This window comes from Sinorhizobium sp. B11 (assembly GCA_039725955.1).
GTDB lineage: Bacteria > Pseudomonadota > Alphaproteobacteria > Rhizobiales > Rhizobiaceae > Rhizobium.
Genome location: CP091034.1, coordinates 4001519 through 4024304, shown reverse-complemented (window position 1 = coordinate 4024304; position 22786 = coordinate 4001519). Strand labels below are relative to the sequence as shown.

Sequence of the window (22786 nt, the reverse complement as noted above, 5' to 3'; positions counted from 1 at the left end):
GCCCCGGCGTTTACGTCTTGTGGCAATCAGGCCGCAACCTCAGTACGGCCGCGCTTCAGCAGGTTATCGACGCTGAACGGGCCCGCGCCGGCAGCGACGATATAAAGCAGAACGAAGCAGAACAGGATGGCGGCGACACCACCGTTCTGGGCCGGAAAGAAGCTCTTCGATGCGTGGCCGATGAAATAGGCAAAGGCCATCAGACCCGAAAGCACGAAAGCTGCGATGCGGGTCTGGAAGCCGATGAGTACCAGAAAGCCGAGCGTGAGTTCGAGGAGGCCGGCAATCCAGGGCAGCGATCCGACGGGCGGCACGCTTGCTGCAGCCGGGAAATGCAGAATCTTCTGCGTTCCGTAGCTGAAAAGCACGAGGGACGAGACGATGCGCAGCAGGCTCAGCAGATGCGGCTGCAGCAGATGGATCGAAGAAAGCATTCGGTTCCTTTCATATTGTGATGCCCTTTCCCGTGTAAGGATCGCCATCGCGACAGCAAATCACGACTGCTGACATTGGCGTTATGACCTTCCAGTACGGGGTTCTGTAGCAGGCTCGCCGCTGTCTGATTATTCTTCCTGCAACGTTGCAGTTTTTCCTTCTGCCGGCCTGTACTTTGCTGTCAGGCTTGGCTAAACCCCGCGTAAACGGTCAGTCCACAACCTGAGAGATGGGATTTACAGATGATCGATCCGAAAGCGCTCGCCGCCCGCTTCCCTGGCGATTTCACGTTTGGTGTTGCCACCGCTGCCTTCCAGATCGAAGGCGCCAGCAAGGCCGATGGCCGCAAGCCGTCCATCTGGGATGCCTTCTGCAACATGCCCGGCCGCGTCCATAACCGTGACAACGGCGATGTTGCCTGCGACCACTATAACCGGCTGGAGCAGGACCTCGATCTTATCGAGGATATGGGCGTCGATGCCTATCGTTTCTCGATCGCCTGGCCGCGCATCGTCCCCGACGGCACGGGTCCGGTGAATGAGAAAGGCCTCGATTTCTACGATCGGCTCGTCGATGGCTGCAAGGCGCGCGGTATCAAGACCTTTGCGACGCTCTACCATTGGGATCTGCCGCTGCTGCTTGCCGGCGACGGCGGCTGGACGGCACGTTCGACGGCCTATGCCTATCAGCGCTATGCCAAGACTGTCATGAGCCGCCTTGGCGACCGTCTCGACAGCGTCGCCACTTTCAACGAGCCGTGGTGCATCGTGTGGCTCAGCCACCTCTATGGCATTCATGCACCGGGCGAGCGCAACATGCAGGCCGCGCTTCACGCCATGCACTACATGAACCTGGCGCACGGCCTTGGCGTCGAAGCGATCCGTTCGGAAGCGCCCAATGTGCCTGTTGGTCTGGTGCTCAATGCTTCCTCGATCATTCCGGGCTCCGATAAGGCTGCCGATCTTGCTGCCGGCGAGCGCGCGCACCAGTTCCACAACGGCGCCTTCTTTGATCCGGTCTTTAAGGGCGAGTATCCGAAGGAATTCGTCGAAGCGCTCGGCGATCGTATGCCCGTGATCGAGGACGGCGATCTCAAGATTATCAGCCAGAAGCTCGATTGGTGGGGCCTCAACTATTACAAGCCGGAGCGCGTTGCCGATGATGCCACCCGCAAGGGCGATTTCCCCTGGACGGTGGAAGCACCTCCGGCCAGCGACGTGAAGACCGATATCGGCTGGGAAGTCTATTCGCCGGGCCTCAAGCTGCTCGTCGAGGATCTCTATCGCCGCTACGACCTTCCAGAATGCTACATCACCGAAAATGGCGCCTGCGACAATACCGATGTCGTCAATGGGGAGGTCGATGACGTGATGCGCCTGGACTATGTCAGTGACCATCTCAATGTCGTCGCCGACCTGATCAAGGACGGATATCCGATGCGCGGCTATTTTGCCTGGAGCCTGATGGACAATTTCGAATGGGCGGAAGGCTATCGCATGCGTTTCGGCCTCGTTCATGTCGATTATGGAACGCAGGTTCGTACGGTCAAGAAGAGTGGCAAGTGGTATCGCGAGCTCGCCAGCCAGTTCCCTAAGGGCAACCACAAGGCCGTTTGAGGCCAAGCATTTCGGCAGGGCATCGATGCCCTGCCGTTTCAGATCGCGTTCAACGTCTTTGCTGCAGCGAGACGTTTTCTTCTGCTCAATTTCCGCCCGTCGCGGAAATTGAGGGCAAGTAGCGTCAACTGCGTGGATCCGGCCAGCAGTTCAAGGGTCTGCATGGCGTAGAAAACACCGTCAAGCAGACCTTCATCCGCGCGACGGTAGAGCAGGATTGCCAGGGGCAAGAGGACCAGCAGCCCGTTTGCGGCGATGATCTTCATCCGCCAGCGCTTCCTGTCGATAGCCGGCGAATGGCGGCCACGGGCGAGCGAAAAGCCGCTGCCGCCAGTAATTGCGAGCGCCGGGATCAACAGACAGAGACCGGCAAGAATTGCTTTCTTGACGGCAAGAATTGCGGACGCATCCAGAAGAAGCTCGGAGGTCAGCGTTGCGGTGAGAAAACCCGCAATCAGGATCATGGCAATTGTGCCCGCGCCGGCATGAACGAAGGTTTTCATTTCCGTTCCTCGCTTTCCGTGGCGTCCAGCGCCAGCCTTTGGTCGAACCTGCTCAGAAGATCGAGTGCCGCCTGTAATTCCGGTGCGTCTAGTCCGCTGGCCAGCGCATTGGCCCAGCCGGTATGAAGCGCTGATATCTTCGCGTAGCTCTCAGCGCCCTGCGGCGTCAGCACATAGAAGGGCGAGCGCTGATGGCGCGGGTTGGGCCGCCTTTCGACGAAGCCGTCTTCCTCCAGCTTGTTTACCTGCTTTTGGGCTCCCTGACGGGTCATGCCCATCATCTCCGCGATGGCGGGAACCGCGACATGACCGGAAGACAGCGAGATCGCTCCGAGCACCTGCCAGCGGGCGCTCGTGAGGTTGAGCGCTGCGCCGAGCCGGTCGCCACCGTCCAATAGTCGTCCGTTGATGCGGAAGATCATCAGCATGATATCCGTCAGCAGGTCTGCTTCGATCGTCCGCTTCAATATGCCGTTCTCCATCTGCATTATGGAAACCAGTTACCATTATTGGAAACCGGTTGTCAATCTGCAAAAACATGCGGCATTCGAGTAAATCCTGAGCCGGATTCTCGATTGTTCTCATGATTTTAAGCGTTTCTTGACCCTTGACTGCGAAGATTTCTGGAACTGGGAGTTGTGTGAGTTGCCGGCAGTCTTGATGTCAAAAAACAATGGATCGGGTTTAGGCCGCCATACCACGGTCACTGGCGTGCTTTTTTCCTTCGCGGTCATTGTTGCTGTTGTCACCATCATGGTTTTGACGGCGCTGGAACGCGTCTCCGAAAATGCCAATGTGCTCGACGACGAGCGTTCGCGCGAAACCACCGTCGGCGCACTCAAGACCTTCGAAGACCAGCTTGCCGCGACGCTTGACGATTATGCCGCCTGGGATGATGCGGCTGCCAATGTCTACGCGCCGGAGGGCATGGCGTGGACGGTCAGCAATTACGGCGAGATGTCCCTTAACAGCCCTCTCTTCGACATGGCTATCGTCATTGATGACCAGAAGAAAACCGTCATGGCCTATCAGGACGGTTTGCCAATGCAGATGTCGGTAGACGATTTCTTCTCCCCCTCGCTTTGGCGGCTTCTGGACAAGGTTCGCGCACCTGATGCCGGCGAGAAGCCGCAGGCCACCGGTTTCATCAAGACTGCCAGGGGTATTGCCGCTGTCGGTATCGCGCTTGTGCGGCAGAAGTCGGGTGAGCTTGATATGCCCGACGGTCAGCATCGCTATCTGGTTTTCGCCCGGCATCTCGACGAGGACAAGATCTCCGCTCTCGGCACGACTTACGTGCTGAACGGGTTACGACTGGTGCCCGCAGATTTTGCCGCGGCCTATTCGGTGGAAATTGCAGACCCTGCTCGGGCGGTTCTCGGCAAGCTAGTCTGGGTGTCGCGTTCGCCCGGCGATATTGGTTACGCGCAGGTGAGGCCCATGGTCATCCAGGCGCTTGGTCTTGTCGGCCTGTTCTTCGTCGTCCTCCTCATAATCGGTTGGATGACCGGCCGGCGGCTGAAGGCGGAGGAAAACAGCGCGCGTGAAGAAGCACTTCGAGATCGCTTGAGCGGTCTTTCCAACCGCGACGGCCTGGGGCTTGCCGTCGACCGCTTCGTTGCGGAAGCCCGGCAGACGAAGCGGAACGTGCTGCTACTCTATCTCGATCTCGACGGCTTCAAGGAAGTCAACGACAGCTACGGGCACGGCACCGGCGACCAGTTGATCCGCGCTGTCGCGGCAGGACTGGACGTGCTGATCCCCGAGGACGCGGTGCTCGCCCGCATCGGCGGTGATGAGTTTGCAATCGCTTTCCTTTCGGATGCGGAGAATGCGGCCGCATTGCAGCTTGCGGAGCAGATCCTCGATTTCCTTGCTGAACCGCTCGAAGTCGGCCGCCGTATCGTCGTGGTCGGCGCCAGCATCGGCATTGCCATGTCATCGCTCGGTTCGATCGCCCGGGAGGAGCTGGTACGCCGCGCCGACCTCGCCATGTACAAGGCGAAGGAGGCCGGCCGCGCCCGCATGACACTTTACGATCCGGCCATGGATACCGATCGCGCGCAGCGCAACGCGCTGGAGCTCGATCTGCGCATGGCGATCGAAAGCGGCGATCTCACGCTTGCCTATCAGCCGCTCGTCGATGCCGCGACGCATGAGATGAATGGCGTGGAAGCGCTGGTGCGCTGGAACCGGCCAGGCCACGGTCCGGTTTCGCCCGAGGTTTTCATTCCGATCGCCGAGACCAGCGGGCTCATCGAATCCCTCGGCCTTTTCGTACTGCGCAAGGCCTGCGAAACGGCAAAGCAGTGGCCGGAACTGAAGATCTCGGTCAATGTTTCACCGGGCCAGTTCCGCAATCCGGCCTTCACCGACTATGTTCGCTATGTGCTGAAGCAGACGGACATCGAGGCCAGCCGCGTGACGCTTGAGATCACCGAAGGCTACATGATCCAGAATCCGCAGCGCACGCGCCAATCGATCGAACGATTGAAGTCGCTCGGCGTCAAGGTGGCGCTCGACGACTTCGGCTCCGGCTTTTCTTCGATCGGCTATTTGCGGCAGTTCGGCTTCGATCGCATCAAGATCGACCGCTCACTCGTCACCGATATTACCGGCGACAGCCGGCAGCGCGAGATGCTGCAGGCGACAGTAGCACTTGCCCGCGCGCTGGATATTCCGGTCACGGCCGAAGGCATCGAGACGGAAGAGCAGGCGGTTGCGCTGCGCCTCTTTGGCTGCGACAGTCTGCAGGGCTATTTCTTCGGCAAACCGATGACTGCCGACCACATCAATGACCGATTGCAGGAGCATCGCGAAGCACGGGTCCTGCGCCGGATCGCCGGCTAACCGTCGCGTTATGTACCTATGTGCTTCTGTCCGCGTTTCTTGGCGAGTGCGATCTGGTGCTGGCGCTGACGATAGCGCAGGCGGTCTTCTTCGCTGCGGCTGTGATAGCAATTGCTGCAGGAAACGCCTTCCTCGTAATAGGGCGAGGTGACTTCTTCTGCCGTGATCGGGTTGCGGCAGGCATGGCAAAGCTTGTGTTCGCCTTGCTTCAAGCCATGCTCGACTGAAACCCGCTCGTCGAAAACGAAGCAGGCTCCATCCCAGAGGCTTTCTTCCTGTGGCACTTCCTCCAGATATTTCAGGATGCCGCCCTTGAGGTGATAGACCTCTTCGAAGCCCTGTTCCTTCATGAAGGCCGTTGCCTTCTCGCAGCGGATGCCGCCGGTGCAATACATGGCGATCTTCGGCTTGTTATGGAGGCCGGGATTATTGCGCACCCAATCCGGAAACTCGCGGAAGGTTTTGGTCTTGGGGTCCACGGCGCCGCGGAAGACGCCGATTGCCGTCTCGTAGTCGTTGCGGGTGTCGATGACGATCGTATCGGGATCGGAGATCAGCGCGTTCCAATCAACGGGATTGATATAGGTTCCGACCACCTTATTGGGGTCGATATTCTCGACGCCCATGGTGACGATTTCCTTTTTCAGCTTCACCTTCATCCGCAGGAAAGGCATTTTGGAAGCATGGCTTTCCTTGTGCTCGAGCGCGGAAAATTCCGGCTGGGCACGCAAGAAAGCGAGCACGGTCCGGATGCCGGCATCCGGACCTGCAATCGTCCCGTTGATGCCTTCATGGGCGAGGAGCAGCGTGCCCTTGACGCCATTCTCTTCACAGAGCGCCTGTAGCGGCGGCTGCAGGCTTTCGTAACGCGGCAGCGAGACGAAATGGTAAAGTGCGGCCACGAGGAACGGGCTTGTCTGGATCGCATTGTCGGTCATGGGCGTGGAAATACAGAATATGCCGGGCCTGCGCAATGATATTACGCAAGTCCGCTGCCGTGTCGCCATAGTCTGTCAGCGCGCTTTCCATTCGGTATAGGAGCGCATGCCGAAAGCGGCATCCGGTTCGTCATCGAGCACGCTCAGGAATTCGATGGAGTGTCCGTCGGGATCGTTGAAATAGAGTGACAACGCCGGCACCCAACCGATGACGATCGGTTCGGTGACTGGCTCCCCGTGAAAGCCGTGTGGCGTCAGGCCCTTGCCGATAAGCAGCGCCGGCGCCTGCATCATTTCTTCCTGCGACAGGCGGAAGGCCAAGTGCAAGCGCATCTTCAAGGGGCCGGTGCCAGTTTCCCAGAGGCCGAGCATGGCGTTCCTCTTGCCGTTCACCCAGAAGAAGGCAATGCGGCGCTCGGGAAATTCGGCGGCGAACTCCAGGCCCAGAATATCGCGATAGAAAGCAATGGAAGTCTTCAGATCGGCGACGGTGAGATGGGTTTCGTAGATGCCCTGGATTTGCGGTTTCGTGGTTGTGTCAGCAGACATATCGTCCTCAGGAGGTTGATTGACCGACTGAGGCTAGGATCTCAACCAATGTTGAGGTCAACAGGTGAAATGCATCAATTGCGGATCGAGACCCAGAGGATCTCGAGACGTTGTGCTTCGTCATCGGGATCATCACCGTAGAGCGTTTCGGCGCTGAGCAGCGTTTCGCGCCGATCCTCCTGCTGACGAAAGATGACGGCATCCAGCAGATGGGCGAGATCGTCGTTGCGGGTGAAGAGCTGCGGCTCTGCCTCAACGAGACCCGAAAGTACGGAGAGATCGTTGATGTGTCCGAGCCGTTCGACGAGGTCCTTGGCGAAGTCGCGTTTGGCCTTCATCGCACTCGGCCAGAGATCGCGCAGAAGCGCGTGGTAGAGGCGATAGTCGTAGGTGCGCTTGCGCAGTTCGTGAAAGTCATCGGCTGTCGCATCTTCATGACAGGCATCCAGCGCTTTTCTGGCGCGCGACGCCGTCCGGCGCCAGCTCTTTGCCAGCATTCGGGCATTCTTGCGATGGCTCTTGTCGAAGACGATATCATCGAGTGCCGCGATCGCTTCCCGTAAAGCGTCGGCAGCGTCGTGCAGCCGTTGTTCGAGGCCGCTCTCAGCCTCCGCCATCCAATCGCGCCGGGCCTCCAGGATAGAAACGATGCGACCGAGCGCCTCGGCTTCTTCCAGGTTGCGGGCATTGTCGTGCAGGTAACGCGCGGTATCGACGATCGCTGCGGCATCGCGGATGGTGGAGAGCGACCTGGCAGTGTCCCTCAACCGCGCGTTCTCTCGCTTCTGGAAATCCGGCACGTCACAGGACACGAGGCGATAGAGCGAACGCAGTCGCTTGATGTTCTTGCGGAAAGCGTGAATCGCCTCATGGGCGCCTTCCGGCTGTTCTTGCAGAACGGTGATGGCACGCGTGAGTTGCTCCTCGGCCGCGCTTCGGAACTCGTCGGTAAAATCGGCCTCAGGCCGTATGCGATAGCCCATGCCTGTCGTGCTCGAATTCTGTAGCAAGCGCCTGATTGGAATAGCGGAAGTCGCCCGTCACTTCGCGGCCGAGCCAGGCGGGCAGGGGAGGATTGTCAGTTTCGGCCTGCATCTCGACTTCGGCGATGACGAGGCCGCGATGGGCGCCGCCAAAGACATCGACTTCCCAGACGAAACCTTCATAGGGGACGCGGTATCGCGTCTTTTCGATGACGATGCCGATGGCGTTTTCCAGCAGTTCCTCGGCGTCGGAGACGGGGATTTCATACTCGAATTCGTCGCGGGTGAGGGTGCTGCGGCCGATCTTCATCGTCAGCCGCGCAGTCTTCTCGTCAAGGATGCGAATTCGTACAGAGCGGTCGTCCATCGAAGCGACGTAGCCCTGCTTCAGGACCGATTTGGACTCGACAGCGGAGCGCCATGCTTCGCCGCGTACGAGGAACTTCCGTTCGATCTCTTTCGCCATACGAATGAACCTTTTGTGACGGTCGGGGTACGCTACCCCAATTTATAATGATTTAATACCCGTCTTGTCGCACGGGCTGGTTTTATCTCGACAAGCCCTTGTGAGGGCGTTATTCGAAAGCCGATTTCAATCGTTTAAGGGAACCGTGGCCATGGGCGAGAAGACAGAGAAACTCCTTTCTATCCTGAAACTCCAGCCCGTCGTTCCGGTTCTGATCGTCGATGATGCCAAGTCGGCCGTGTCGCTTGCCCGCGCACTCGTTGCAGGTGGTCTCAAGGCCATCGAGATCACCATGCGCACCCCGGCTGCTCTCGATGCCGTGCGCGCGGTCGCCGCTGAAGTGGAAGGTGCTGAAGTCGGCGCCGGCACGATCCTCAATGCTGCTCACTGGGAAGCCGCCGTGCAGGCTGGCTCCAAGTTCATCGTCAGCCCAGGCACGACCCAGGAGCTTCTGGATGCCGCAGCCGATTCACCGGTGCCGTTGCTGCCGGGCGCTGCGACAGCAAGCGAAGTCATGGCTTTGCGCGAAGAAGGCTATCAGGTGCTGAAGTTCTTCCCGGCCGAGCAGGCCGGCGGTGCTGCCTATCTGAAGGCGCTGTCGTCGCCGCTCGCCGGCACGTACTTTTGCCCGACCGGCGGTATCTCGCTCAAGAATGCCAATGACTATCTGTCGCTGCCGAACGTCATCTGCGTTGGCGGTTCATGGGTCGCGCCGAAGGAACTGGTTGCTGCAGGCGACTGGGCAGGCATTACGAAGCTCGCTTCCGAAGCTTTCGCGCTGAAGGGCTGAGTTCTCGAGGCCGTCCGGTTTTGAAAGCTTGCAGGTTTTGAACGAGGGTGGCCATGCCGCCCTCGTTTGTATTTCGGCAGTCGCAAACCTATGTTCTCCTCCAGCCTCTAGAACAGGGAGAAGCAGAGGACATGTTCGACGCGAAGAAACTACTCGACCAGTTTCTGGGATCGCAGATCCCGGGCGTGGGCGGCAGCGTACGCGACCGTGCCGGCGACGCGATCCAGATGGCGAAGGATAATCCATTAAAGACCGGTGCGCTTGCCGCTGTGCTTCTCGGTACCAAGACCGGCCGCAGTATCGCAGGCAATGCCGTTACCATCGGCGGTCTCGCAGCCATTGCGGGCCTCGGCTATCAAGCCTGGAAGAACTATCAGGCAGGGCAGGCGCCCGCAGCACCCTCCGATGCGCCGACGGCAAACAATCCCGTTCTCTTGCCTCCGCCTGCAGAATCGGGCTTCGGTACGGCCTCACCAGCGACCAGCAATGAGTTCGTGCTCGTCCTCATCCGCGCCATGATCGCTGCCGCCAAGGCCGACGGTCATATCGACGATGCGGAACGCGTCCTCATCATGGACAAGGTCAAGGCCGCCGACGTCAGCGGCGAGGCGGCGAGCTTCATCGAACGTGAGCTTTCGGAGCCGACCGATATCGATGCGCTTGTCGCTGCGGCGGTGACGGAGGAGCAGAAAGTCGAGCTCTACACCGCCTCGCGCCTGACGATCGAGCCGGATTCACGGGCCGAACGCGGCTATCTCGATCTGCTTGCTGGCAGGCTCGGCCTGCCCGATCAGCTGGTCGATCACATCGAAGCGACGGTTTCCTCTGCCAAGGTCACTCTCTCGCAGTGATCCCGGGAGCTTGCAGCAATCTGCGGGTCCGGTGACATCAGGGCCGGTTGCCTTTGAGAGGCGGCTGGCCTATCCACTCCCGGACAAGAGGAGTGACCCATGGCCATGAGCCCGGAAAGCCGTTCGCAGGCGATTGCAGCCGCTATCATTCTGGTTTGTGCCGGGCTGGTGATCTATTTCCTGCCGACCATCGTGCTGTGGATCGGCAGTTTTTCGCCGATATTGGCAGTCATCGTCGGCGTCTGCCTGCTGATGTGTTTCTTCGGCATATTCTGGCTGCGAGCACGCTACCAGCGCAGCAGAAAGCCGTGAGGCTATCCCTGCAGGGAGGCTCCGAGCAACAATATACCCATCAGGATCACAAGAAGCGCGCCTGCTATCTCGATCGTATTGCCGATCCAGATTGAGGCGGACGAACCACGGCCGGAGAGGCGTACGGCCGTGCTCTTGGCCGTCACGGCGAGCGTCGCAAGAATCGCAACGGTAATGGCGGTGCCAAGCGACATGGCGACGACCGAGAGCACGCCGCCAAGATAAAGCCCGTTCAACAGCGAGAAGGTCATGACCAGCAATGCGCCGGAGCAGGGGCGTAAGCCCACGGCGATAACGGCAGACCACGCCTCACGGGCGCTGAACTTGTCGCCGCTGACCAGCGAGGGATCGGGCAGGTGCGAATTGCCGCAGGTCTCGCAGACCATGCCCGGCACATAGGAATGGCCTTGGTCCACGGCCTGCGCCTTGCCGTTGAAGCTGAAACTGGCGCTCTGGCGTTCGCTCGCATTGTCCTTCCAGTCCAACATCATGCTGACGGGGCCTGCCGGCGTTGCCATGAGCCGGCGACGCGGCAGTTGGCCAGCCATCGAGCGTAGCTTGCGGAAAAGCAGCCAGCAGCCAAAAAGGATGACCATCACGAAGCTTGCGATTTCCATGGCCTGTGTTGCCATGGTCAGCGTGATGCCGGTGCCGCGCAGCACCAGCCACGCGGCGCCGACGAGTGCGACGGCCATGACGCCCTGGACGAAGGCTGAGATGAAGGAAATGACGACGCCACGTCGAAGCTCGACTTCGTTGGCGATCATGTAGGACGAGATGACGGCCTTGCCGTGGCCCGGGCCGGCGGCATGAAACACGCCATAGGCGAAAGAAAGACCGATCAGCGAGGATAGTTGCCAGGGGTCTTCGCGCATGGCTTTCAGCGCGCCGGTCAGCGCGCGATAGAAGGCTTGCTGCTCGTAGTTCACGTACAGGAAAAGAGGTGCCAGCGGCCCGCCTGTCGGCTGGAAGCTCGGCTCCGCCGTGCCGATGCCAAGCGGTGATTGCGCATGGGCGGCAGTGGCCACGACGGCGAGCGCAAGCAGGGCAAGGGGCAGGCGCTTTATCAGCATGTGACCTCCAGCCGTGTGGCGAAGAGCTTCGACATATTGGTGCCGGTTGGATCGTTGAAGAAAGCGTCGGTCAGCGACTGCTTGTTTTCCGAAATTACCTCGTCTGCGTCCGGGCGCACGACCGCGTGTTTGCAGGTCTTGAAGCCGTCGCCGACCACGGCGAGTTCGTTGTCGGTCGGGAAGTCGATCGAGGTATAGAGCGTCGGATCATAGACGCCGAAAGTCAGCTTGCCTTTCAGCGGCATCTTCTCCACCGGTTTGACGGCGAAGAACATCAGGAGCTGCCCTTCCTTGTAGTCGACATGGATGATTTCGGGCTTTTCGACTTTTATGTTTTTCCCATCCATCGTCAGGTTCATGTAATAGTCGTAATCCGCAAGCGAATCCCGAACGGTCTTGCCCACTTCGGCAAGCTCGTTCGGCTCCAGCTTCAGATCGGTATTCTTGTCGAAGTCCATGACGACGGAGGAGGAGAAGACCTCGTCGAAGCGCCAGACGTTGCGCAGTTCCTGAATGCTGCCGTCGGGGGCTGCGACAACCTCGAGCCTTGCTTCCACGAAAATATGCGGATGAGCGAAGGCGGTGGCGGGGGCCAGTGACAAAAGCCCAGCCGTCAATAGTGTCGATCGTTTCATGCTGCCCCGCTGCCCTGTTCGGTTGGGGTGATTTTCTCACCAGAAAATGGGACGGAATTGGGACCGGACCTGCGACGCTTGGGCACGTCCATCCACTGAGGTCAGGGATGTTTCTTGAACCAGTTAGAGAGGTAGTCGACGAAGATCCTGACCTTTGCCGGCAGATAGCGCCGGTGGGGATAGACGGCATAGATGCCACGGTCAGTCGGAATATAGTCATTGAACAAGGTCACCAGCCTGCCGTCCTCGATCGGTTTGCGAGCGATGAAGTCTGGAATCAGCGCAATACCGATACCCGAGAGCGCGGCGCGCAATGTCGCGTGCGGGCTATTGACTTCCATCGGGCCGGAAACTGCGACCGCAAAGGAGGTACTGTCGGGATTGTAGAAGCGGATGCTTGCCTGGTTGCGGGAATTGGTATCGACGATGAAGGGCACGTTGGAGATATCGCTCGGGTGCTCGATATTGGGGTAGCGTTCGAGGAATTCCGGGGTGGCGCAGATATGGACGCGGAAATCGGAGATCTTGCGGGCAATCATACCGGAATCTTCGAGCTTGGTGACGCGGACGGCGACGTCGAAGCCTTCCTCGATCAGGTCGACGAAACGGTCGTCGGCGGCGATCTCCAGTTGCAGGTTCGGATTTTCCTTGGCGAAATCGATCAGGGACTGTCCGACATCGGCATCGACGAAAGTGCGCGGCACGGAAACCTTGAGGCGCCCCTTCAGCTGCGCGTTGTTCTCGCGCACGAGATCGGCGAGGTTGTCGATCTCCTTCAGGATGTCGGAAGCGGTGCGATAATAGGTATGGCCGGCCTCGGTCATGGAGAATTGCCGGGTGGTGCGATTGAGCAGAAGCGCGCCGAGCTCATCCTCCAGTTCACGCACGTATTTCGAAAGCAGCGCCTTGGAGCGCCCGGTACGACGTGCCGCGGCGGAAAAGCCTTCTGCTTCAACAACATCGATGAAGGCACGTATACGGGTCAGGGTGTCCATGGGCGGTCCTCCAAATCTGTTGAATGAGGTTGAACAAATTGTCCATCATCGTTCAATTATTTTTTTGGGCCGCTGGGCAAAATTTCTCTTGATTGTGAAGGCGAATATTCTTATTTCCCACTCAGCCCAAAGTCGCACGTGCCCATGGGTGTCCGCCGAACCCTCGAATTGGTGAGGAAATCGGTAAGGTACCTGGAATTAACCCCTCCAGTCGCTATTCCGGCCAACCGGAAAATGCGAGGACGCCTGAAGCAACGACGGTGCGGGCCTTTTTGTTCTCTCCCTGCTTTCCATCAGCGGGGGTTACTGAAGAGGCACACCTTCATTGCCGGAAGTGCGGCAGGGATATTCCCTCCAATCCATGGCAGACAAAGCCGAACCCATACCGCATTCGCGGCGTTGGTTCACTATCCGCGCATCAAGCGCCGTCAAGGATCCGGGGTCTCCACCGGCTGGTTCCTGAGCGGTTCTTGCATGCCCTTTGTCCTCCGGTTGACGCCGGAGCTCTGGAATTGGAAGAGGGAATCGATATGACCACCCAGCGCATCCGCGACTTTCTCGCAACCCGACGTCCCGACGGTCCCTGCCTCGTGGTCGACCTCGACGTCGTCAAAGACAATTTCCACGCCTTCCGTCACGCCATGCCGGACAGCGCGATCTATTACGCCGTCAAGGCAAACCCGGCTCCGGAAGTCCTGAAGCTGCTCGCAGGCCTCGGCTCCAACTTCGATTGCGCGTCCGTCGCAGAAATCGAAATGGCACTCGACGCCGGTGCGACCGCGGCCCGTATCTCCTACGGCAACACGATCAAGAAGGAACGCGACGTTGCCCGTGCGCATGCACTCGGCGTCAGCCTCTTCGCAGTCGACAGCCATGAAGAAGTCGAGAAGATTTCCCGTGCTGCTCCGGGCGCGCGCGTTTTCTGCCGCGTTCTGACCGATGGCGAAGGTGCTGAATGGCCGCTGTCGCGCAAGTTCGGCTGCGTTCCGCAGATGGCCGTCGACGTTCTCGTCTACGCTCATCAGCTCGGCCTGCAGTCCTACGGCGTGTCGTTCCATGTCGGCTCGCAGATGACCAAGGTCGATGCCTGGGATTCAGCTCTGGCCGATGCCAAGCGCGTCTTCGTCCAGCTTGCCAAGCAGGGTATCCACCTGCAGATGGTCAACATGGGCGGCGGCTTCCCGACCAAGTACCTGCGCGACGTTCCGTCCGCAGAAGCTTACGGCAAGTCGATCTACCAGGCGCTGCGCACGCATTTCGGCAACCAGATCCCGCAGACGATCATCGAGCCGGGTCGCGGCATGGTCGGCAATGCAGGTGTGATCAAGGCTGAAGTCGTTCTGATTTCGAAGAAGTCTGATAATGACGACGCTCGCTGGGTCTTCCTCGACATCGGCAAGTTCGGCGGTCTCGCCGAAACCATGGACGAGGCCATCCGCTACCCGATCCGCACCGAGCGCGACGGCGACGAGATGGAGCCCTGCGTGATCGCGGGCCCGACCTGCGACTCGGCCGACGTGCTATACGAAAAGAACCTCTATCCGCTGCCAATGTCTCTGACGATCGGCGACGAGGTTCTGATCGAAGGCACCGGCGCTTACACGACGACCTATTCGGCGGTCGCTTTCAACGGCTTCGAGCCGCTGAAGGCCTACGTCATCTAAGGTCTTGTTTCCGCCAGCCCCGTGACCAGCCGGGGCGGCAAATTCACAATTCTCCGAAGTCACCGCTGATAACGGTATTGGGTACGGGAGGCCAAGATGGCCGCTGTTCTTGATTCTGTCCGCGCATTCTTTGCGCCTGTTACTTTCACCATCGACGCGGAAAATCCGTCCGACGTCGTCGCTCGCGAAACCCTGCTCGATCGCGTCATGGGTCCGGACCGCCGCAAGAAGTCGTCGGAAGCGATCCGCCGCAACCGCGTGCCGGCCGAAGGCCTGGCGCTCGTCGCCCGCGATCGCGACGGCCGTGTGATCGGCACGGTTCGTCTGTGGAATGTTGAGGCCGGTATCAACCAGGAAGGCTCGGCCCTCGACGCACTGCTGCTCGGCCCGCTCGCGGTCGACGGCAAGCATGGCGGCAAGGGCATCGGCTCGGCGCTGATGCGCGCAGCACTTCTCGAAGCAAAGAACCGTGGTCACGGCGCAGTCCTGCTCGTCGGCGATGCGGAATATTACGAGCGCTTCGGCTTTTCCGCCGAGAAGGCTCGTCACCTCGTCATGCCTGGCCCTTTCGAACGCTCGCGCTTTCTGGCGCTTGAGCTCGTCGAGGGCTGGCTTGGCGGCGCAGCCGGTATGATCGTCCCGTCGGGACGCATGCTGGCCAGTGCACCGGTCCGGAAGGCGGCCTGACCGGCAAGCCCCTCCCATCTCCGGGAGGGGCTTTTTTCTTTCAGGGGTTCTGATCGCTCAGGGAGCCTTTGCGTCGACCCTGCCATTATCGATCAGCCAGCGGACAGCTTCCTGCACCGCTTGCAGCGAGCTGTGCCGCGGCGTGAATCCGAGTAGCCGGCGGGCCTTTTCCATCGAGCAGTTGGGGCTGCGGGCAACATGTTCCCAGGTGGCTTTCGCCTCTTCCGGGTGCTGTCTTTCCGCCCAGGCTTCATAAGGGAGGAACTCCAGCTTGGCTTCCTTGCCGAACCAGGCGGCCATGGCTTCGGCATAACCGCGCAGCGTTACCGCTTTGTCCGAAACTGCATGGAATGCCTCGCCGAATGCGGCCTGCGGTTTTGCGATGGCCGCCATGAAGAGTTCGGCAATGTCGTCGGCATGGACGTGATGCACGGTTTCCATGCCGAAATTTGGCAGAGCCAGTATTTCGCCGCGCGCCAGCGTCGTGAAGACGTCGGGATTGAAATGACCTGCCGGGTTCAGCGGGTTCCAGCCAGGGCCGACAATATGGCCGGGATGGATAAGGGTTACAGGGAAACTTCTCTCCCGCGCCATCCCGAGCAGATAGGATTCGATCGCGGCTTTATTCACGCCATAGTCACCAAAAGGCTTCTTCGACGCCTCCTCCGGGGTCGGCACGACTGTGGAGAAACCGTGCGTCCATATCGTACCGGTATGAAGAAAATGGCTGACATGGCCTTCGAGGGCAGTCACGATCTGTTTGTTGCTGTCAGGCGTGAAGCAGATCATGTCGATGACGATCTCGCCTCCCAGCGCGCGAACCTCGTGGCCGAAGCCGCCCTCCGCCTCGAGTGCCGCGCGATCCATGCGCCTGATATCGACACGGTTCCACGCGTCGCTCGCCTTGTAGGGCGTGGCTGCGCCGCGGCTGATCGCCACTACCTCATGGCCGGCCTCGACAAGGCGGGGCACGAGATAGGTGCCAACATGTCCTGTTGCTCCAATGACGACGACGCGAGCCATGCTGTCTCCTCCAGATGCGCGTTTTGGCTTGTGCTGCACTATGTCGTGCCGCTTTGAGGGACTGCAAGTGGCCAGTGCATGGATCGTGAAGTTTCCCGTCCGTGTGAATCGCCGAGCGGGCCATCGGCGTGCAATGGCTGCTGCACAGCCTGACGGTGCAGATCACCGGCATGGTGTACACCGCCTGACGCAAAAAACTGCCGGTCGCTAAATTTTTAGCGAAGCGTCCAATCAAACTGCAAATCGCTTCTTGTAGGGTTCGCGGCGTGGGACTTCGGGACAGGCTCGATGCTGCTGGATCTGCGGACAATTTATTTCATCGTTGCGGTGAGCTGCGTTGTTCTGAGCGCGCTCCAGTTCGCCGCCTATGCGACCGGCCGTTTCGAACGCTGGCCGCTGTGGTGGGGCGCCAGCAACCTGCTCGTCGGCATCGGCTCCTTCCTCGTCGCGCTGCGCAATCTCGTTCCCTATTATGTCTCCATCGATGCGGGCAACGTGCTGACCATCGTTGGCTACATGCTGATGTTCTTTGCTGTCCGCGCCTTTGCGGGACATCCGATCGACCGGCGCTATTCCTGGATCGTGATCGTCTTCGGCAGCCTGCCGGTAGCCCTCTTTATCAGCGATCCGGCGGCGATATCCGAACGCCTGCTCTATGTTTCGGTAATCTGCTGTCTTTGTGACCTCACCATCGTGAGGGAGGCGGCAGGTATCGCCCGCCGTGAGAAACTCTATTCGGCTGCTATTCTTTGCGGACTTTATGTTGCGACCGCAGCCATCTTCGCGGTTCGCAGTTTTCTGGCCGCCACCGGTGATATCGGTGGGCCGGACCCATTCGGGGGCAGTGTCATCCATAGCTGGATGGCAGTATCGGCCGTGGCCTTCATCATGCTGCGCAGTATGGCCATGGTGCTGATGGCGGCCGAGCGGAGCCGTAATCAGCTCATCGAGCTTGCTCATCACGATCCGCTCACCGGGACGCTCAACCGCAGCGGCCTTGCCCAGCATGTGCCGTCGCTTGCCAGTGAGCCGGTCTCATTGCTCATCATCGATGTCGACAATTTCAAGCAGTTGAACGACCGGCACGGTCACGCCGCCGGTGACGAGGTCTTGCGGCTTTTCGCGAACGTGTCGAAGGCCATCCTGCGGTCAGCCGATCTGCTTGCGCGACAGGGTGGGGATGAGTTCCTGGCAGTGCTGCGGAATGTCGATCGGGACGAGGCAGTCGCAATTGCCAATCGCATCCGTCTTTCCTTCGCGGCAGCGGTGATGCAGCTGCCGGATCTTGCGATCTTTCCGACGCTCAGCATTGGTGTTGCGACGCGCTGCGAAAACACCGTGGATTTCGAGCGACTGACGCAAATGGCGGATGAGGCGCTCTATCGCTCGAAGCGCGAGGGTCGCAACCGGGTCGAAGTGTCAAGCGAAAGCCAGCAGGCTGCTTAAACTCGGTCGGCGTGTCAGATGTTCTGGTCCATGGTCTCAGCCGGGATCTCATCATTGCGATGGATGCGCACGACGACCGCCGGAACGCCTGCGACCGTGCAATGGGCCGGCACCGGCTTCAGCACGACACTGCCGGCCGCGATCTTGCTGAAGGCACCGATCTCGATATTGCCGAGGATTTTTGCACCAGCGCCGATCATGACGCCATGCCGGATCTTCGGATGGCGGTCTCCCGTTTCCTTGCCCGTGCCGCCGAGCGTGACATTCTGAAGGATCGAGACCTCGTCCTCGATGACAGCTGTTTCGCCAATCACAATGCCCGAGCCGTGGTCGAGCATGATCGAGGAACCGATCCTTGCCGCCGGATGGATATCGGGACCGAAGACCAGTGAAGCAAGGTTGGAAAGCCAGCTGGCGATCTCGAAGCGGCGATTGATCCAGAGCGCATGGGCGATGCGGTGCGTCTGCAGGGCGTGGAGGCCCTTGAGGTTCAGCAGCGCGTGCAGATAGGTGGTGCAGGCCGGGTCGCGTTCGCGCACAGCCAGAAGATCTGCTTCGATGGCGGCGCGGATATCGGTGTGCTCCAGCAAGATGCCGTGAAACAGGCCGAAGAGATCTTCGGCATCGACCTTCGCCACTGCAAGGCGTGCGGAGATCACGCTGGCGATGATGTCAACGTCGCCTTCTGCACCGATGATCTGCGTTTCAAGTAAAGTCCGCAGCGTAGGTTCGCGCGCGGCGAGATCGACTGCTTCGGCACGGATTGCCGACCAGACCGACGCGAATGCGCCCAACTCTTTGGCGGCGGCGTTGTTCGAAGCTTGCATTCTCGTATCCTTGTTCCTGCAATCGGTGCGCAGCCAAGTGTCAGTTGCGGAGGCTATCAGCACTATACACTGGTTCCGGCAGGCGATGCCAATGGTAGAGCATGTCAGGCTCTCCTTCCTCGTTGCCGCTGCCATCGGTTTCCTCGACGGATGAAAAACCACGTGCTTCGTAGAAGGCGCGAGCGCGGTGATTTTGCTGGAAGGTCCAGAGGCGGACGTCGTCCATATCCCTTACTGCCAGGGAAAGAAGCCTTGTGCCAATTCCGATGCCCTGAACATCGGGCAGAACATAGAGCTGCTCGATCCAACCATTTCCGTAGGCGATAACGCCAGCAAGCCGATCATCGATAAAGGCGCCGAGGACTGTGCATTTCATCAGCAAATTCGTTCGCCAGAAAGCTTCGTCTTCCACAGGCGTATGCAAATCCGGAAGGTGCGGCAATGCGTGCCATAGTGCGATGCGCCGCACCATGGCCGCCTGATAAGCATGTCCCGCATTCAGAGCCGCGATTTCGACCACCACGGCAATCAGTCCGCCGCGATATCCACCACGCCGCAATCACCGGCTTCGGAGGCGAAGGCAAGCAACTTGCCGTTCTTGCTCCAGCTCATGCCGGTGATGGCGCCCTTGCCGGGGCGACGCAGCAGTGCTTCCTTGCTGTCAGCGAGACGGACGGCGAGGATCATGCCGTCGATGAAACCGATGGCGAGGATATCCTCGGCCGGATGGAATTTTACCGAGGTCGCCATGATGTTGGCCCGGGTGCCGAGCTCCAGCGGCGCCTTGCCCATGGGGCCGTCCTTGCCCTGGAAAGGCCAGACGATGGCGGCCGGCGCTCCGGAGGAGGCGAGCCACTTGCCCTTGGCGGACCAGGACAGTGACTTCACCTTGGCCGGATAGCCTGTCATGCGCATATGACGGGCTTCGGTGCCGGACTTGACGTCGAGCTTCCAGCCGTGCAGCGCATTTTCCTGCATGGACGTGACGAGGAAGTTGCCGTCTGGCGAGAAGGTTACGCCGGTATGGGCGCCCTTCCATTCGAGATCGACAGGCTTGGCGTTTGTGCCCACCCAGTGCAGCGAGACGCCGTTATAGCGGGCGGCTGCAATGCGCATGCCCTTCGGCGCGAAGGCGATGCCTTCGACTGTGCGCTCTTCGGGGAATTCCTTTGTCATGCCGTCGGCGAGACGTACGAGCGTACTCTTGCCGTAGGAATATGCCACCGCACCCTGCGGGCCAGCCGCGAGCTGCGAAATCCATTTGCGCGGCGCCGAGGCGATCTCGCTGACATTGCCGCCGGCATCGATGCGCAGCACCTTGCCGTCCTCGCCGCCCGAAATCAGGCTTTCGCTGTAGGGATCGCGGATCGCCGTCAGCATGCCCTGATGGGCTTCGATGACCTTGTCGCTGCCTTCGAGCCGGTGAAAGGTACCGCTGGCATTCGCAAAGAAAGGGACATCACCTAAAAATTCGACGGCCAGAACGTGGCCGTCGAGATCAAGCGGTGCAACTGTTGGCATCAGGCGGCAGCCTCGCAGGCCTTGAAGGATTCTTCAAGCTTCGCGCGATCGAGATCGCGGCCAATGAAGACGAGACGGGTCTCGTGCTTTTCACCATCCTTCCAGGGACGCTGATGGTCGCCTTCGATGATCATGTGTACGCCCTGGACGACATAACGCTCGGCGTCGTCCTTGAAAGCGATGATGCCCTTGAGACGAAGGATGTTCGGACCCTGCGTCTGGGTGATCTTCTGGATCCAGGGGAAGAAACGCTCGGGGTTCATCTCGCCGCCACGCAGCGAAACGGACTGCACCGTCACGTCGTGGATCGCCGACATCTGGCCATGGTGATGGTGGTCGTGGTCATGATCGTGATGATCATGATCATGGTGATGGTGATCGCAATCCGGGCCGCAGACATGATCGTCATGACCGTGCTCGAGGAAGTGCGGATCGTTTTCCAGTGCGCGCTCGAGGTTGAAGGCGCCCTGGTCCAGGACGCGGGCGAGATCGACGCCGGAGCGGCTCGTCTTGTAGACGCGGGCGGCGGGGTTGATGGCGCGCACGATATCCTCGATCAGCGCCAGTTCCTCCGGCGTCACGAGATCGGTCTTGTTGATGATGACGACGTCGGCGAAGGCGATCTGGTCTTCGGCTTCACGGCTGTCCTTCAGGCGCAGCGGCAGATGCTTGGCATCGACGAGGGCAACAACAGCGTCGAGCTCGGTTTTGGCGCGGACATCGTCATCCATGAAGAAGGTCTGGGCAACCGGCACCGGGTCGGCAAGGCCAGTGGTTTCGACGATGATGCCGTCAAAGCGGCCGGGACGGCGCATCAGGCCTTCGACGACACGGATCAGGTCGCCGCGGACCGTGCAGCACACACAGCCATTGTTCATTTCGTAGATTTCTTCGTCGGATTCGACGATCAGGTCGTTGTCGATGCCGATCTCGCCGAACTCGTTGACGATGACTGCATATTTCTTCCCGTGATTTTCGGAAAGGATGCGGTTGAGCAGCGTCGTCTTGCCCGCGCCAAGATAACCGGTGAGCACGGTAACGGGGATGGGCTTCTGCTGTGTCTGGATCGCGTCGGTCATGAGAACCTCTAGGAATAGGGCCTTGACCCCGTGGGCAACGTCCGGGGTCGGAATTGGTCGGTTTCATATAGGCGCTTGGAAGCGGCAGTTCAAAGGGTTTTGTATGTTATAAGATCACATTGCCCGATGGGAAAGTAGGACGGTCAGCGCAGCGTCTGCGCGTCGAAGGCATCGACATCCTGCAGCAGTTCCACGAGCCCGCCGACGGCATGGGCAATCAGAGCCTCGCCCTTGGCTGCGGTCGCCTTTGCGGCATTGCCGGCCACGCCCTGCGGATTGAGATCGGACATTTTCCAGCCGAAGGCATGCGGGCCGTAGGCACGCAGATGTTTGAAGCGTTCGGTAAACTCCGTCTGACGGGATGGGAAGACCGCCACTTTGCCCATGTCCACTTTATCGGGATAGAGAGCCAGCATGACCGATGTTTCAATATCGCCGCCGTGGATGTCGATTGCCTTTTCGCCGGGAGAAATCACATTGTCAGGGACGCCGAAGCGGGTCCAGCTGGTCGCGACCGCCAGCATATTGAAGCGCACCCGCGCTTCCGTAGCCACGATGGTCATGAGTGGCGAGTTGCCGCCATGGGCGTTCAGCATCACGAACTTCTGGATTCCGATCGTCGAAAGCTCATCCGCGATCTTTAGCCAGCGTTTGACGGCTGTATCGAAAGCGAGCGTCTTCGTTCCTTCAACATCCATGTGCTCTAAGGAGTAGCCGACCGATTCGACAGGGAGTACGGTAACAGGCAGGCCGGCCGGCAGGGCGGTTTTCAGCCGGTTGACGATACCCTGCGCGATCAGTGTGTCGGTTTCGAAGGGCAGATGCGGGCCGTGCTGTTCATGGGCGCCGAGCGGCAGGACCGCGATCCAGTGGTGGCGGGCCTCAGGAGCGAGCGCCGGATCATTGTCCTCGAAACGGAACGACGGAACCAACACGGGCGTTGCCTCTTGTTTATGACGAGATGATGGGCAATGTCATAGCGCAGCCTGGGCAGTGCTTAAAGATCAAAGGGATGGCAATGGGCAAGAAGCATAAGGACGGCAAGAAGCACAAGAAAAAGAAGGATCAGACCGAATACACGATCGTCGATCTTTCGCCGGCCTTGACACAGGCTGCCCGCTCCATGCGCACGGTTCTGTCGCGCAACCTGCTCGAAAGCGGTCTCTATGCCGGCCAAGACGGCGTGATCCTTTCCCTTGCGGAAAGCGACGGGATGACCGCCGGCGGGCTTGCCCAGAAGCTTGGCGTGAAGGCACCGACCATGACGCGCACCATCGGCCGCATGGAGGCCCAAGGCTTCCTCGAGCGCAAGCCCGATGCCGAGGATGCCCGGCTCACGAAGGTCTATCTCACCGAACTCGGCCGCGGCAGCGTGCAGGCGATCGAGCTTGCCGCCTCCTCCTGCGACAAGCTTGCGACGCTCGATTTCTCCGAAAAGGAGATCCGCAATCTGGTGCGACTGCTGAAGGCGATCGATGCCAATCTGCAGGCGGAAGCCATACATGTCGACGAAGATGAGGAAGATTGAAAATTTCCTCAAAAG

25 protein-coding genes are annotated in these 22786 nt (G+C 59.8%); 9 read left to right on the top strand and 16 right to left on the bottom strand.

From position 1 onward, the window contains the following. Positions 1-26: 26 nt before the first annotated feature. Positions 27-434 carry a DoxX family protein gene (locus LVY75_29930; protein XAZ22981.1) on the bottom strand — a complete coding sequence of 136 codons (408 nt, stop codon included), beginning with the start codon at positions 432-434 and terminating at the stop codon, positions 27-29. Positions 435-677: 243 nt separating this feature from the next. Between LVY75_29930 and LVY75_29925 the strand changes: the two genes are divergently transcribed. After that, positions 678-2051, top strand: a complete 1374-nt coding sequence (locus LVY75_29925; GenBank protein ID XAZ22980.1) for a GH1 family beta-glucosidase — start codon at positions 678-680, stop codon at positions 2049-2051. 38 nt (positions 2052-2089) lie between these two features. Here the strand turns inward: LVY75_29925 and LVY75_29920 are convergent, their stop codons facing one another. Both LVY75_29920 and LVY75_29915 read right to left on the bottom strand, forming a co-directional pair. Beyond that, positions 2090-2554 carry a hypothetical protein gene (locus LVY75_29920; protein ID XAZ22979.1) on the bottom strand — a complete coding sequence of 155 codons (465 nt, stop codon included), beginning with the start codon at positions 2552-2554 and terminating at the stop codon, positions 2090-2092. Next, positions 2551-3042 (bottom strand): MarR family transcriptional regulator, encoded by a 492-nt coding sequence (locus LVY75_29915; GenBank protein ID XAZ22978.1) that lies wholly within the window; start codon positions 3040-3042, stop codon positions 2551-2553. The genes LVY75_29920 and LVY75_29915 overlap by 4 nt, the downstream gene beginning before the upstream one ends. A gap of 172 nt (positions 3043-3214) precedes the next feature. Here LVY75_29915 and LVY75_29910 point away from each other — a divergent pair, with 172 nt between their 5' ends. Further along, a complete protein-coding gene (locus tag LVY75_29910; GenBank protein XAZ22977.1) occupies positions 3215-5404 on the top strand; it encodes an EAL domain-containing protein in 2190 nt (729 codons plus the stop codon). An 8-nt stretch (positions 5405-5412) separates the two neighbouring features. Here LVY75_29910 and LVY75_29905 read toward each other — a convergent pair whose 3' ends face one another. The 4 genes from LVY75_29905 to LVY75_29890 all read right to left on the bottom strand — a co-directional run bounded on the left by LVY75_29905 (position 5413) and on the right by LVY75_29890 (position 8340). Next, entirely contained in the window at positions 5413-6342 is a 930-nt protein-coding gene (locus tag LVY75_29905) for a rhodanese-related sulfurtransferase (GenBank protein ID XAZ22976.1), read from the bottom strand. Between the two features lie 75 nt (positions 6343-6417). Beyond that, positions 6418-6891 carry a VOC family protein gene (locus tag LVY75_29900; GenBank protein ID XAZ22975.1) on the bottom strand — a complete coding sequence of 158 codons (474 nt, stop codon included), beginning with the start codon at positions 6889-6891 and terminating at the stop codon, positions 6418-6420. Between the two features lie 74 nt (positions 6892-6965). Next, a complete protein-coding gene (locus tag LVY75_29895) occupies positions 6966-7874 on the bottom strand; it encodes a CHAD domain-containing protein (protein XAZ22974.1) in 909 nt (302 codons plus the stop codon). Next, positions 7852-8340: a CYTH domain-containing protein gene (locus LVY75_29890; protein ID XAZ22973.1), complete on the bottom strand. Its 489-nt coding sequence runs from the start codon at positions 8338-8340 to the stop codon at positions 7852-7854. Before LVY75_29890 ends, LVY75_29895 begins: the two co-directional genes overlap by 23 nt. Before the next feature lie 151 nt (positions 8341-8491). Between LVY75_29890 and LVY75_29885 the strand changes: the two genes are divergently transcribed. The 3 genes from LVY75_29885 (at position 8492) to LVY75_29875 (ending at position 10293) form a co-directional block, all read left to right on the top strand. Beyond that, the gene (locus tag LVY75_29885; protein XAZ22972.1) at positions 8492-9130 is read left to right on the top strand and encodes a 2-dehydro-3-deoxy-phosphogluconate aldolase; all 639 of its coding nucleotides are present in this window, start codon (positions 8492-8494) and stop codon (positions 9128-9130) included. A 131-nt stretch (positions 9131-9261) separates the two neighbouring features. Next, on the top strand, positions 9262-9981 hold the full coding sequence (locus LVY75_29880; GenBank protein XAZ22971.1) for a tellurite resistance TerB family protein: 720 nt from the start codon (positions 9262-9264) through the stop codon (positions 9979-9981). Positions 9982-10086: 105 nt separating this feature from the next. After that, positions 10087-10293: a hypothetical protein gene (locus LVY75_29875; protein ID XAZ25858.1), complete on the top strand. Its 207-nt coding sequence runs from the start codon at positions 10087-10089 to the stop codon at positions 10291-10293. Positions 10294-10295: 2 nt separating this feature from the next. Here LVY75_29875 and LVY75_29870 read toward each other — a convergent pair whose 3' ends face one another. The 3 genes from LVY75_29870 to LVY75_29860 all read right to left on the bottom strand — a co-directional run bounded on the left by LVY75_29870 (position 10296) and on the right by LVY75_29860 (position 12996). Next, entirely contained in the window at positions 10296-11366 is a 1071-nt protein-coding gene (locus LVY75_29870) for a nickel/cobalt transporter (GenBank protein ID XAZ22970.1), read from the bottom strand. Continuing rightward, positions 11360-12001 (bottom strand): DUF1007 family protein, encoded by a 642-nt coding sequence (locus tag LVY75_29865; GenBank protein ID XAZ22969.1) that lies wholly within the window; start codon positions 11999-12001, stop codon positions 11360-11362. The genes LVY75_29870 and LVY75_29865 overlap by 7 nt, the downstream gene beginning before the upstream one ends. 101 nt (positions 12002-12102) lie before the next feature. Next, positions 12103-12996: a LysR family transcriptional regulator gene (locus LVY75_29860; protein ID XAZ22968.1), complete on the bottom strand. Its 894-nt coding sequence runs from the start codon at positions 12994-12996 to the stop codon at positions 12103-12105. A gap of 530 nt (positions 12997-13526) precedes the next feature. On the opposite strand from LVY75_29860, the gene odc2 reads away from it, so the two are divergent. Further along, positions 13527-14660, top strand: coding sequence for an ornithine/lysine decarboxylase (gene odc2 / locus LVY75_29855; GenBank protein XAZ22967.1), 1134 nt, complete (start codon positions 13527-13529; stop codon positions 14658-14660). A 96-nt stretch (positions 14661-14756) separates the two neighbouring features. After that, a complete protein-coding gene (locus LVY75_29850) occupies positions 14757-15347 on the top strand; it encodes an N-acetyltransferase (GenBank protein ID XAZ22966.1) in 591 nt (196 codons plus the stop codon). 57 nt (positions 15348-15404) lie between these two features. Here LVY75_29850 and LVY75_29845 read toward each other — a convergent pair whose 3' ends face one another. Then, entirely contained in the window at positions 15405-16370 is a 966-nt protein-coding gene (locus tag LVY75_29845; protein XAZ22965.1) for an NAD(P)-dependent oxidoreductase, read from the bottom strand. Positions 16371-16658: 288 nt separating this feature from the next. On the opposite strand from LVY75_29845, the gene LVY75_29840 reads away from it, so the two are divergent. Next, positions 16659-17816 carry a GGDEF domain-containing protein gene (locus LVY75_29840; GenBank protein XAZ22964.1) on the top strand — a complete coding sequence of 386 codons (1158 nt, stop codon included), beginning with the start codon at positions 16659-16661 and terminating at the stop codon, positions 17814-17816. A 14-nt stretch (positions 17817-17830) separates the two neighbouring features. On the opposite strand, the gene cysE is transcribed toward LVY75_29840, so the two are convergent. The 5 genes from cysE to LVY75_29815 form a co-directional block, all read right to left on the bottom strand. Continuing rightward, entirely contained in the window at positions 17831-18643 is an 813-nt protein-coding gene (gene cysE, locus LVY75_29835) for a serine O-acetyltransferase (GenBank protein XAZ22963.1), read from the bottom strand. A gap of 40 nt (positions 18644-18683) precedes the next feature. Further along, complete coding sequence (locus tag LVY75_29830) at positions 18684-19115, bottom strand: GNAT family N-acetyltransferase (protein ID XAZ25857.1); 432 nt, start codon at positions 19113-19115, stop codon at positions 18684-18686. Positions 19116-19171: 56 nt separating this feature from the next. Beyond that, complete coding sequence (locus tag LVY75_29825) at positions 19172-20164, bottom strand: WD40 repeat domain-containing protein (protein ID XAZ22962.1); 993 nt, start codon at positions 20162-20164, stop codon at positions 19172-19174. Further along, positions 20164-21243, bottom strand: a complete 1080-nt coding sequence (locus tag LVY75_29820; protein ID XAZ22961.1) for a GTP-binding protein — start codon at positions 21241-21243, stop codon at positions 20164-20166. Before LVY75_29820 ends, LVY75_29825 begins: the two co-directional genes overlap by 1 nt. A 143-nt stretch (positions 21244-21386) precedes the next feature. Then, the gene (locus LVY75_29815) at positions 21387-22178 is read right to left on the bottom strand and encodes a creatininase family protein (GenBank protein ID XAZ22960.1); all 792 of its coding nucleotides are present in this window, start codon (positions 22176-22178) and stop codon (positions 21387-21389) included. An 83-nt stretch (positions 22179-22261) separates the two neighbouring features. On the opposite strand from LVY75_29815, the gene LVY75_29810 reads away from it, so the two are divergent. Beyond that, a complete protein-coding gene (locus LVY75_29810; GenBank protein XAZ22959.1) occupies positions 22262-22771 on the top strand; it encodes a MarR family transcriptional regulator in 510 nt (169 codons plus the stop codon). Positions 22772-22786: the final 15 nt, after the last annotated feature.